Here is a 12,268-nt window from a genome sequence, read left to right on the forward strand (position 1 = left end):
CGGACGCGCTAGCTGCGGCTCCTGCCGAAGTAGCGGGCGCGCACCCGGTCGAGCAGGATGGCGACGCCGAGAACCGCTCCCTGCACCACCTGCTGGTCGTACGGGCTGACCTTGAGCGCGAGCAGGCCGTTGGTGATGAACTCCAGCAGGATCGCGCCGGCCGCGATGCCGGCGATACGCCCCTCGCCGCCGGAGAGTGACATGCCGCCGACCACCGCTGCGGCGATCGCGGTCAGTTCCCAGCCGGCGCCGACCGAGGGGTCGGCCACGTTCATCCGGCCGATCACCATGATGCCGACCACACCGGCCAGCGCGGCGCTGGCGACGTAGGTGGAGGTGATCCGGCGGGCAGTCGGGATGCCGGCCAGCCTGGCGGCCTCCTTGTTGCCGCCGACCGCGTAGATCTGGCGGCCCACGTAGGTGCGCTCCAGCACGAACCAGGTGATGGCGGCCGCTCCCACGAAGAACAGTGCGGGAACCGGCACTTGGCCGATGTAGTACTGACTCAGGTTGCTGAACATCGGGTCCAGGTTGTTGATGGGCGAGCCGCTGGTGATCGCGAGTGCCAGGCCCTGGGCGACGGTGTAGGTGACCAGGGTGATCACGAAGGGCGGCACGTTCAGGCGGGTGACCATGACGCCGTGCCAGAGGCCGACCCCGCCGCAGATCACGAGCGTGAGCAGCATGGCGAGGGGCGCGGGCAGGCCCTCGTTCACGTTCATCCAGGCGGCCAGGATGCCGGCCAGACCGGCCAGCGCGCCCACCGAGAGGTCGATGCCACCGGTCAGGATGACCAGCGACTCACCGATCGCCAGGATGCCGACCTGCGACAGGTCGCGGCCCATCACCTGCAGGTTGCCCACCGCGGTGTACGTGTCCGCGTTGGCCGCGATCCCGGCGAACACCAGCACGCAGGCGATGATCACGCCGGCCTCCGGGGAGGCCGCGAGTCTGCGGGCGAGGCTCGATACGGCCGGGCGGGAACGCGGCGCGACCTCGTCGGGTGCGAGCGTGCTCTGCGCGCTCATGCTGTGGCTCCGTTCGTCAGCTGTTCCTGGTCGGGCGTTGGCTGGTCGGGCGTCGGCTGGTCGGGCGTCGGCTGGTCGGGCGTCGGCTGGTTGAGGGGGGACGTTCCGGCCGCGGCCGTCATGATCCGTTCCTTGGTGGCATCGGCCCGGTCGAGGACCGTGATCACCCGCCCGTGGTTCATTACGGCGATGCGATGGCAGATCCACAGCAGCTCCTCCAGTTCGGAGGAGGCCACCAGCAGCGCCATGCCCTGCTCGGCCGCACGGTCGATCAGCTTGTAGATCTCCGCCTTCGCGCCCACGTCCACGCCGCGCGTCGGCTCGTCGAGCAGGAGCAGGCGCGGTTCGGCGGCGAAGGCGCGGCCGAAGATGGCGCGCTGCTGGTTGCCGCCGGACAGCGAGCCGATCGGCTGCTCCACCGACTGCATCCGCACGTTGACGTTCTCGGTGATCTTCCGGGCCTCGGCGCGTTCCCGGCCCGGGCCGAGCAGGCCCCGGGTGCTGATCCGCCTGAGCACCGAGACGACGACGTTCGACCGGATGGACGCGAACAGCACCAGCGACTGCTCCTTGCGGTCCTCGGGGATCAGCGCGATCCCGGCCGCCACACCGTCACCCGCGCCCCGCGGCTGGTAGGACTCGCCGCCCACCCGCATCCGGCCGCCCGTCGAGGGCTGCGCGCCGGCGATCGTGTGGACGAGGCGACTGCGGCCCGAGCCCATCAGTCCGGCCACGCCCAGGATCTCGCCCTCGCGCACCTCCAGGTCCACGGGACCGAGACCGTCCGCGGTCAGGCCCTCGACCTGCAGCAGGACCGGGCTCGTCGTCGGCGGCGCCTTCGGCTCGCCCTGCGTGACCTCGCCGCCGACCATCTCGCGGATCAGCCGTTCCTCGGTGGCCTGAGCCGGTTCGAGGTCGGCGACCAGCCTGCCGTTGCGCAACACCAGGACGCGGTCGCTGATGTCCCGCACCTCGTCGAGACGGTGCCCGATGAACAGCACCGTGCCGCCGCGTTCGGCCAGTTGCCGGGCCAGGCCCAGCACCATCTCGGCCTCGACCGGGCCCAGCGAGGAGGTCGGCTCGTCCAGGATCAGCAGCTTGGGCTCGCGGCCCCAGGCCTTGGCGATCTCGATCATCTGCCGCGTCGGCACCGGAAGGGTGCGCACCTCCCGGCTCACCGGGATCGTCTCGGCGGACAGGCCGATCTCCGTGAGCATCGCCTTCGCCTCCGCCCGCTGTGCGGCACCGTCCACCAGGAACCGCCGCTTCGACTTCCGCGGGCGGCGGCCCAGCAGCAGGTTCTCCGCCACCGAGAGCTGCCCGACCAGAGGGAACTCCTGGGAGACCATGGCGATACCGAGCTGTCCCGCGGCCTCGGTGGACCCGGCGACGAGCGGCTCGCCGCCGATCAGGATCTCGCCGCCGTCCCGGTGAACCGATCCGGCCAGCGTGCCCATCAGCGTGGACTTTCCCGCGCCGTTCTCGCCGACCACGCCGACCACCTGGCCGGCGTAGAGGTCGAGTTCCGGCAGGTCGAGGACGCGCACCGGTCCGTAGGACTTGTGCACTCCCCGCAGCCGCGCGGTGATCGCGCGGCCCGGGGCGTTCTTCGTGGCCGTCATGCTCAGCCGATCCCGAGCTTCGACTCGAGGGACTGGTACGCGCTCAGGTCGGACTTGGTGACCAGGCCCACGCCGGAACTCAGGGTCGAGCCGTCCTTCTCCAGGTACGGCTTGACGATCGCCATCGTCCTGGCCTTGCCCAGCACCTTCTCCGCGGCCAGGATGTACGCCCCGGTGTAGCCCTGCTGGTACGGCATCTGCACGACGGTGCCGGAGATGACGCCGGACTTGATGAACTTCAGGGTCTGGGCGTCGGAGTCGTCCGACACGATGTGCACCGAAGCCGTCTTGCCGGCCGAGGTCACCGCCTGCGCCAGCGCGGGGCCGTCGTAGGAGAAGACGCCGTACAGGCCGTTGACGTCGGGGTTGTTGGCCAGGATGGTCTCGGCGTCGGAGGTCGCGGTGCTGGCCTGGAGGTTGTCGTTGACCTTCTGGGCGACCGTGATCTTGGTGCCCTTGAGGGCGGCCTCGAAGCCCGCGATGCGCTGGGTGGCGTTGGACGCGGTGAGCGAGCCGACCAGGATCGCCACCTTGCCCTTGCCTCCGAGCACCTGCTTCATCGCGGTGCCCGCCTGGAATCCGGCGGTGTAGTTCGGGGTGCCGAGGTAGAGCGAGGCGGCGTCGGTGCCGGGCAGCGGCGAGTCGATCGCCAGGACGCTGATGCCTTTCTGAACGTCGGAGTGGATGGTCCCCGCAGCTGACGTCGGGTCGATCGCCGAGATCGAGTAGCCGGTGACGCCCTGCGAGCGCAGGGTCTCCAGCTCCGAGTTCTGCTCGGTCAACTTGCCATTGGCCGGGGCGAAGTACGTGCACTTGCTCTTCGCGATGCCGAGGTCGGAGCAGCCCTTGAGGAACCCGACCTGACCGGCCTTCCAGTAGTCGGCGGCCACGTTCACGACCATCGCGATGTCGGCCTTGGACAGGTCCTTGCCGGCCAGCGCCGACTTCAGCGCCGCGTCGAGCTTGGCGAGGTTCGTCTGGTTGAAGGTGACCGAACCGGCCAGCGCGACAGGGGCCGCGCTCGAGCCGGCCGAGTTGGAGGAGTCGGAGCCGCCCGCGTTCTTGGAGCAGCCGGCAGCGGTGAGCGAGATGAGCACGGCGGTCGCGGCGGCCACAGTGCGAGCTCGTCTGGTGCGAATCATTGGTGATCAGCGCCCTTCTAGGCGTGTCGGGGGGGGAGAGCCCACGGCCGGGGACGGATGTGGGCACCTCGGGACGACTGGATCGCGGTCCCGTCCGCCGGGCCCGGCCGATGGCACACCCGTACTCGGGGGCGGGCAGGGCGGTTGGGGGCCACTCGGGAGTCGTTGGCGGGCGAGTGGTCGGCCTGGTTCCAGCGGATCGCGTGGGTGGACTGGACCGGTAGATGGCGGAGGAATGCCGCCGGGGGGGCCGACCGTGGTGACCGTGGCAGGAGCGACAGGTCAGCGATGCCCGTGTCGCCTGATGGCTGGTCAGAACCGGTGGGACCATCGGGCGGGACGGTGGCCGGTGTGGAGCTGTCGCGGCGGGCGCGGATCGCGTGCGGCCGGCCACCGCTTCGCCGGTTCCACGGCCGAAACGGCCTGGACGGCGCGGTCGTTCGGCGTACGGCACGTCACTTGTGACGGCGGCCCCTGACGATGGGGAGCTGGACGACGTGGTGTGGTCCCGCAGCCGGAGCGTTGGCGGTCACGGTAATGGGGAGCGGCCCATTTCGGGTTCCTTTCCTGTGGGCAGGCCGGTGGTGCGAAGGGCGACGGGTGAGACTCCGACGGCGGTTCGGCCGGTGCGCGTCGGTCAGTGTCTGGGGCGCGTCGGTCAGTGTCTGGGGCGGGTCGCCGAGGTTCGCACCACCAAACTGGGCGGGATGACGATGTGGGGTGTCTCGCCGGCCGCCGGGATCCCGGCGTCGGGATCACCGACGATCTCGATCAGCGCCCGCAGGGCACGTCGGCCGAGTTCGTCGAAGTCCTGGCGGACGCTGGTCAGTGACGGGCCGAAGTACTCGGCCTCCGGCGTGTCGTCGAAACCGACGACGCTGATGTCCTCGGGCACCCGGTGCCCGGCCTGTTGCAGGGCTCGCAGCAGGCCGAGCGCCATGTGGTCGTTGGCGCAGAACACCGCGGTGACATCGGGGTCTGCGGCGATCCGTTGACCGTGTTCGTATCCGGTGCGGGCCGTCCAGTCACCGCCGACCAACGGCTCGGCCACCGCGGCGCCCCGCTTTCCCAGGGCGTTGCGCCATCCGGCCTCGCGCTCCTGGGCGTCGAGCCAGGAGCGCGGCCCGACCAGGTGGTGCACCGTGTGATGGCCGAGGTCGAGCAGGTAGGAGGTGGCGAACTCGGCACCCGCCTCGTTGTCCACGGCGACCGAGGCCAGTGTGGTGTGGGTGCCGCAGCCGACCGCGACCAGGGGCACGTCCGACGGCACGTTCGCCAGCGCGCCGACCGCGGAGGTCTGCGGGGCGATGACGATGATCCCCTCGACACCCTGGTCCCGAAGCCGGTCGACGGCGTCCAGCAGCGAACGCCGATCCAGCGTGCCGATCGCAGCCACGGTGACGAAGTACTCGTGCTGTCTGGCCGCCTGTTCGATGCCGTAGAGCATGCAGGCCGGGCCGTACAACGTGGTGTTGAAGCTGATCACACCCAGGGTGCGGGTGCGCCGGGTCGCCAGGGTGCGGGCGGCGGCGTTGGGGCGGTAGCCGAGTTCACGGACCGCCGCGAGCACACGGTCCCGGGTGGCGGACCGCACGTTCGGATGGTCGTTGAGGACCCGTGAGACGGTCTGGTGCGAGACGCCCGCGATCCGGGCCACGTCCGCCATCACGGGTGCACGATCCCCTTCCATGCTTCACCTCCTCACGCGCCATCATGTTTCGAGCTGTGTGCTCCCGGTCGGCACTTAGAGCGCCGCGGGGAAATTGTTAGCGCACACATTTTGGATGGGTCAATCGCTCCGACTACTGTCTTGCGGAATTCTTAACCGCGTTATCAGGACGCCAGAACCGCCCTGAGCTGCTCATCTGCCACCCATGGGGGGGCGGTGGGGGTGCCGACCGAGCACCGGAGCCATAGGAGCGCATGACCTTTGTTTCCACACTCTTGACTGTTCAACTGTGTTGCCTGCAGTTCACCGCGGCGTAAAAAGATGGTGTCGCGAGACCGGTCGATCAGTCACCGAGCACGTGAGAACCGCGCAGGCACAACACTGCGGTCGGGCCAGCTCCAACAGAGCGACCGTCAGGCCGACCGTGACCCCGTCTCCCTACAGCTCGGATGAGTGCCGACATCCGGGGCGCCTCCATTGTTAGCGCTCACAATTCCCCCCGCTGAGCGGTTCGACGTCCCCCTGCTCCCTGCGCACGCGGCATCGCGCCGGACAAGAACGCAAGACGGAAGAGGTTCACAGTGATAGCCAGACATCTGAGAGGACTCCGGCTGAGGGTGGTCGGCGCGGTCCTCGCACTGCTCGCCGGCATCCTGGCCGGGGTGGTGGGTACCGCAGGCACGGCCCAGGCGGCTTCGTCCCTGCCGTGCGACATCTACGCCTCCGCGGGGACGCCGTGCGCCGCGGCGCACAGCACCACACGGGCGCTCTACGCCTCCTACAACGGCGCTCTCTACCAGGTCAAGCGCGCCTCGGACGGCGTCACCACCGACATCGGGCTGTTGAGCGCCGGCGGCTACGCGAACGCGGCGGCGCAGGACTCCTTCTGCTCCGGCACGACCTGCGTCATCACCAAGATCTATGACCAGAGCTCGAACCACAACGACCTGACCATCGAGGGGCCGGGCGGCAACGGCGGACAGGACGTCGGCGCCATCGCCGATGCCCTGCCGGTCACGGTCGGCGGCCACGCGGCCTACGGCGTCTTCGTGTCGGCCGGCGTCGGCTACCGCGACAACAGCACCACGGGCATCGCCACCGGCAGCAACCCGGAGGGCGCCTACATGGTGACCAGCGGCCACCACGTGAACCACCGGTGCTGCTTCGACTACGGCAACGCCGAGACGTCCGGCAACGACACCGGCAACGGCCACATGGACGCGATCAACTTCGGCACGGAGTGCTGGTTCTCGTGTTCCGGCGCCGGATCGGGCCCCTGGGTCGAGGCGGACCTGGAGAACGGGCTCTTCTTCGGAGGAAACGGTTCGAACTCGAACAACAAGGGCAACTCAAGCGAGTACGTCACCGCCGTGGAGAAGAACAACGGCACGACCACCTACGCGATCAAGGGCGGCAACGCCCAGTCGGGCTCACTGACCACCTGGTACAACGGGGCCCTGCCCAACCTCGGCGGATACACCCCGATGCACTTGGAGGGCGCCATCGTCCTCGGCACCGGCGGTGACAACAGCAACGGGTCCGACGGCTCCTTCTTCGAAGGCGTCATGACCTCCGGCTACCCGACCGACGCCGCCGACAACGCCGTGCAGGCCAACATCACCTCCGTCGGCTACGCAACCCCGGCGGCCACCTTCCCTGTCGCCGGCACCGCCTACCGCCTGACCAACACCAACTCCGGCAAGGTCCTGGACGCGGTGAACTGCGGTACTGCCAACGGGACTTCGATCGACATCTGGTCCTCGCTCGGCAACGCCTGCCAGCAGTGGAAGTTCGCCGCCGCGGGCAACGGCCACTACACCATCACCAACGTCAACAGCGGCACGGTCCTGGACGACAAGAGCTGCGGGGAGAGCAACGGCACCGCCGTCCAACTGTGGGCATCGCTCGGCAACACCTGCCAGCAGTGGGACGTCACGAAGGTCGGCAGCCACTACTCCATCACCAACGTCAACACCGGAATGACGCTGGACGTCGCGGACTGCGGAACGGCCAACGGCACCGCGGTCCGCCAGTGGCAACAGCTCGACAACAAGTGCCAGCAGTGGGACATCGCCCCCTGACCGAACCTACCGAGTCACCGTCGGCGGCGGCGAGCACTGCGGCACCGAGGGCGGTGCCGCCCGCCGTTCGCCGACGATGGAGGCCACTCCACACGGGTGGTGACCGTCGTGGGCTCGACCAGGAACAGCGACTGGAAGGGCACCGCGACGAGCACCGAGGCGGCGAGTGCCGACCCCCCGGGGCTCCGGATTCGGCCGCGCGCCAACACCGACATCCGCGCCCGCACAGGCCACCAGTGCTGTTTCTCCCGCGGCAGCGTCGGCGTCAACGTCCGAGGTGGCGGCTCCGGTTTCACCGGGGATCACGGATGGACGTTATTCCCGGGATGCCGGTTCGCCATCTTCAACCTTCGCCAACACCCGGGGACGAGGTGAAATCGAAGCCGCCGAACTGCCCATGTCGGCCCGGCGCAACGCACTGACCCACTCTCGGACTCCAGGCACGCGCAGACGCCGCAGTGCGCTCTCGCCCCGCACAGACATCATCCTGGCCATCGGTGCCAAGGCTTGCGATCACCACCGTCCGGATGCGGGCGACACACACCGCGGAACGGCAGTCACCCCCCTTCCGCCATGGTCCTCCCCCGCCACGCCCCACCCGCAGTTGCCCTGACCGACTCGTCTCTCACCAAGGAACGTCGCACATGTCTTCAGAAGCCGGGCTGCCCCGCAGAACAGTCCTCACAGCCGCCCTTGGCGCCGCGTCCCTTGCCGGGACATTCGCCGCCTCCGCTCCCGCCCGGGCCGCCGAGCGCTCCGGCGCGGCCGCGGACGCCCCTGCCGCGGACCTCCCCGCCGCAGCCGTGCACTGGACCTTCGACGAGGGCTCCGGTACCTCCGCCGCCGACTCTTCGGGCAGCGGTCGCACCGCGGTCCTCCAGGGCGCGGCCACCTGGGACACCGGCAAGGTCGGCGCCCACTGCCTGAGCCTCACGGCAGACGGCAACGCCGCGGCGTTCGGGCCGGCCCTCGACACATCCAAGGCATTCTCGGTGGCCGCATGGGTCAACCTCGCTCAGACGGGCGGCTACCAGACCGCCGTCAGCATCGACGGCAAGGTCGTCAGCTCCTTCTACCTGGGGCTGCGCGACGACACCGGCACCTTCGCCTTCGCCCGGCTGAACGGGGACGCCACCGGAAGTGCCGCCGTGGCGGCCGCCGGCTCTGCCCCCTCCATCGGCGTCTGGACCCATCTGGTCGGCGTCAGCGACCCCGCAGCCGGCGTCACCCGCCTCTACGTCAACGGCGTGCTGGAAGGGGAAACCGCCTACACAGCAGGCTGGGCCGGCAGCGGCGACACCGCCATCGGCCGCGCTCTGTACGGCGGCGGTCACGTCGACCAGTGGCACGGGCTGATCGACGACGTGTGGATGTTCCCGTCCGTCCTCACCTCCGACCAGGTCGCGGCGCTGGCCGGGGTGCCGGTGGAGACCACGACACCGCTGCTGAGCGTGGACGTCGCCAACCCCGCGCACGCCGTGTCCCCCATCCTTCCCGGACTGATGTTCGAGGACATCAACCACTCGGGTGAGGGAGGGATCTACGCCGAACTGGTGCAGAACCGCTCGATGATGGCCAGCGACACCGCGCCGGTCCACTGGTCCGCCGTCGGTGGGACGACTCTCGCGCTCGACACCGCCACTCCACTCAACGACGTGCTCAAGCGTTCCCTCAAGGTCGTGCTGCCGAGCAGCACCGGGGCCGGGAACCGGGCCGGGGTGGCCAATGACGGCTTCTGGGGAATACCGGTGCGGCCCCGAACCACGTACACGGCCCGGCTCTTCGCCAAGGCATCGCGCCGGATCGGGCCCCTCACGGTTGCCATCGAGTCGGCGGACGGCGCGACGGTGTACGCGTCCGCACATGTGCCTTACGTCGGCACCACGTTCCCCGACCGCCCTTTCGAGCTCACCCTGCGCACTGGTCCAGGCACCCCCGTGGTCGGTGACGCGAAACTGACCGTTACCACCGCCGACCCCGCCGCCGCGGGCGAGACCCTCTGGCTCCAGCACGTCTCCCTCTTCCCACCCACCTACAACAACCGTCCCAACGGACTGCGCATCGACCTGATGGAGAAACTGGTCGCTCTGAAGCCGAAGTTCCTGCGCTTCCCCGGCGGAAACTTCGTCGAGGGCAACACGATTGCCACTCGGTTCGACTGGAAGAAGACCATCGGTCCGCTCTGGGAGCGCCCCGGCCACATGGACGACGCGTGGGGCTACTGGTCCACGGACGGGCTCGGACTGCTGGAATACCTGGAATGGGTCGAGGACATGGACGCCCAGCCGGTCCTCGCCGTCTTCGCCGGCTACTCGCTGAAGGGCGAACACGTGACCGGCGACGCACTCAAGCCTTACGTCCAAGACGCACTCGACGAGATCGAATACGTCACCGGCCCCCTGACCAGTACCTGGGGCTCGAAGCGGGCCGCCGACGGACACCCGGAGCCGTTCCCACTCGAGTTCGTGGAGATCGGCAACGAGGACTTCTTCGACCGCTCCGGATCGTACGAGGAGCGGTATGCGGCCTTCCACGACGCGATCAAGGCGAAGTATCCACAACTGAAGCTGATCGCCACGACGCCGGTGACGAGTCGCGAGCCGGACCTGATCGACGAGCACTACTATCTCGCGCCGTCCGCCGCTCAGGCATCCACCCACAAGTACGACAGCCGAGACCGCAACTCGACGAAGGTCTTCGTCGGGGAATGGGCCGCGCAGGAGGGCCGTCCCACACCCGACCTCAACGCCGCTCTGGGCGACGCCGCATGGCTGGCCGGGCTGATCCGCAACTCCGACCAGGTCCTCATGGAGTGCTACGCGCCGCTCTTCTCCCACGTCAAGAACAACGTCTGGGCGACCAACCTGATCGCCTATGACAACCTCACCAGCTACGCCTCACCCAGCTACTGGGCGCAGCACATGCTGACGAGCGGGCTGGGCAGCACAGTGCTGCCGGCCACCGCCCGTGCACTGCCTGCCATCGCCACCGTCGCCACCCGCTCCGGGAGCCGCCTTTACCTCGCGGTCGTCAACTGCGGGACGGAGAAAGTGGATGTGCCGGTCGAACTGAAGGGGCTGGCCAAGGGTGTCAAGAGGAACGCCACCGCAACCGTCCTGACCGGACCCTCACCTACCACCACCAACACGCTGACCGAACCCACCACTGTGGTGCCCAAGACCAGCACCGTCACCGGCGCCGCGGCTTCCTTCACCAGCACCCTGCCGCCGCTCTCCGTCACCGTCCTGGAACTCACCCTGACCTGATACGCCACTCCGGCAACACGAAGCCTTCGCCCGGGAGCACGGCAGCGCTTCAGCTCCCCTGCTCCCGGGGTCCGTTCGCCGGCCGGCTATCGGAGCGTGTCCCGCTGGCTCTGCGCTACTGACGCCGGCCTTCCGCGCGCACCCACTCACGTAAGCCAGCCGTACAGTGCGCGAACGGTAGACGATCCTGAGAAGACGCCGGCAGCGTTGCCTTCGGTTGACGGTGTGCTCTGCTCGGCGCCCCGTCGCCGTCACCGCATCCTCGAGCCTGGTCGGCGCGGCCGGCCCCGTACGCCCGACGGCGGCCGCGAGCCCACCGAAGAACGGTGCGTAGTGCTGTGACGGCATGGGCTCGCCGGGCCGGCGGCTGGAGCGGTTGGATGGGCGGTTACATTCGATCCGACCGCTGGACGTGTGGTAACCGGGCCTGCGTGGGTACACAGACTGACCGACCAGGAGCTGCAGAAGCTGCAGCAGATCGTGCGCCGAGGCAGTACGAGTTAAGTGCGATACCCGCGCGTGATGACGCTGTTGGCCTCCGTCGGCGGGACACGGGGGGCCGGTGATCGCCCAGCTGGTCCGAGCCGACGAGGGAACCGTCAGGGCTGTGATCCACCGGTCCAACGAGATCGGGCCGGCCTGCCGGTTTCTCCCCGCGCATCGAGAGAGTCCCGATAGCGAATCGTGTACGGGTGGCAGCAGGTCGGCGTGGCGCAGGTGCAGTCCTTGAGGAAGGAATCACGATTTCTGGCGCAGGACACCAGCCGTTGCAGGCCGCGAACTGCTCGCAGATCCACCAGGCCACGGTGTTGCCCGGCAGGACGCCCGGTGGGCACGGGCGACTGGCGAGCAGGGGAACGTCGGTGACCGGCGCGGGCACTTGGAGGTCGCCGAAGTCGACAGCGCAGACCAGGCCGTCCCCGCGGACGAACGCGAGGACCTCGGGCGGGAAGTCCAGCCAGCGCAGCGGCCCCTCCCCCAACCGGGGCAGGCTGCGGCGCAGATGGAGCGCCTCGCGGTAGAGGTGCCAGAAGGGGCCCGTGTCGGACAGCGCGCGCTCGGTGGTGTGGTTGGCGAACCACTCCAGCTGGGGCAGCCAGGACTTCACGCCGGCGTCCGCGGGCGTGAAGCCGAGCGGGGACGCCTGGCCCGCACGGGCACAGGCCGCTACCGACCGACCGGGGCGTTGGATGGACGCGGCCGTACGGTCATCGGCCCGCAGAGGGCGGAAGGTGCGCACGTCAACGGACCGGATGGCGCACCTTGACTGGGTCGATATGCGCTTCAGCCCAGTCAGTGCCCTGGTCCCCAGCTGGTCCCCAAGAATGATCAAAAGGCCGCTTCAGATCTCCTCTGAAACGGCCCCTGACCTGCGACTTCGTAAAGTCGGGACGACAGGATTTGAACCTGCGACCCCTTGACCCCCAGTCAAGTGCGCTACCAAGCTGCGCCACGTCCCG

6 protein-coding genes, 1 tRNA gene and 1 pseudogene are annotated in these 12,268 nt (G+C 69.0%); 2 read left to right on the forward strand and 6 right to left on the reverse strand.

The annotated features are described in order from the left end of the window. Nucleotides 1-8: 8 nt before the first annotated feature. From AC5P09_RS34865 to AC5P09_RS34880, 4 genes are all read right to left on the reverse strand, one after another. On the reverse strand, nucleotides 9-1,028 hold the full coding sequence (locus tag AC5P09_RS34865; RefSeq protein WP_493877712.1) for an ABC transporter permease: 1,020 nt from the start codon (nucleotides 1,026-1,028) through the stop codon (nucleotides 9-11). Next, a complete protein-coding gene (locus AC5P09_RS34870) occupies nucleotides 1,025-2,650 on the reverse strand; it encodes a sugar ABC transporter ATP-binding protein (RefSeq protein WP_493877713.1) in 1,626 nt (541 codons plus the stop codon). The genes AC5P09_RS34865 and AC5P09_RS34870 overlap by 4 nt, the downstream gene beginning before the upstream one ends. Nucleotides 2,651-2,652: 2 nt before the next feature. Next, the gene (locus AC5P09_RS34875) at nucleotides 2,653-3,765 is read right to left on the reverse strand and encodes a substrate-binding domain-containing protein (protein ID WP_493877714.1); all 1,113 of its coding nucleotides are present in this window, start codon (nucleotides 3,763-3,765) and stop codon (nucleotides 2,653-2,655) included. A 685-nt stretch (nucleotides 3,766-4,450) separates the two neighbouring features. After that, nucleotides 4,451-5,482: a LacI family DNA-binding transcriptional regulator gene (locus AC5P09_RS34880; protein WP_493877715.1), complete on the reverse strand. Its 1,032-nt coding sequence runs from the start codon at nucleotides 5,480-5,482 to the stop codon at nucleotides 4,451-4,453. 596 nt (nucleotides 5,483-6,078) lie between these two features. Between AC5P09_RS34880 and AC5P09_RS34885 the strand changes: the two genes are divergently transcribed. Both AC5P09_RS34885 and AC5P09_RS34890 read left to right on the forward strand, forming a co-directional pair. Then, on the forward strand, nucleotides 6,079-7,542 hold the full coding sequence (locus AC5P09_RS34885) for an arabinofuranosidase catalytic domain-containing protein (RefSeq protein ID WP_493877716.1): 1,464 nt from the start codon (nucleotides 6,079-6,081) through the stop codon (nucleotides 7,540-7,542). Between the two features lie 644 nt (nucleotides 7,543-8,186). Next, entirely contained in the window at nucleotides 8,187-10,808 is a 2,622-nt protein-coding gene (locus AC5P09_RS34890) for an alpha-L-arabinofuranosidase family protein (RefSeq protein ID WP_493877717.1), read from the forward strand. Nucleotides 10,809-11,598: 790 nt separating this feature from the next. On the opposite strand, the pseudogene AC5P09_RS34895 reads toward AC5P09_RS34890, so the two are convergent. Further along, nucleotides 11,599-11,961 (reverse strand): annotated as a pseudogene (locus AC5P09_RS34895) (alpha-glucosidase); the annotation flags it as partial. Nucleotides 11,962-12,194: 233 nt separating this feature from the next. Next, a tRNA-Pro gene (locus AC5P09_RS34900) sits at nucleotides 12,195-12,268 on the reverse strand.

The organism is Streptomyces sp. a15 (assembly GCF_059026085.1).

What these genes read in the sequence shown, in the direction of transcription:
- AC5P09_RS34865 (WP_493877712.1), bottom strand. Translation starts at nt 1,028, where the DNA reads ATGAGCGCGCAGAGCACGCTCGCACCCGACGAGGTCGCGCCGCGTTCC.
- AC5P09_RS34870 (WP_493877713.1), bottom strand. Translation starts at nt 2,650, where the DNA reads ATGACGGCCACGAAGAACGCCCCGGGCCGCGCGATCACCGCGCGGCTG.
- AC5P09_RS34880 (WP_493877715.1), bottom strand. Translation starts at nt 5,482, where the DNA reads ATGGAAGGGGATCGTGCACCCGTGATGGCGGACGTGGCCCGGATCGCG.
- AC5P09_RS34890 (WP_493877717.1), top strand. Translation starts at nt 8,187, where the DNA reads ATGTCTTCAGAAGCCGGGCTGCCCCGCAGAACAGTCCTCACAGCCGCC.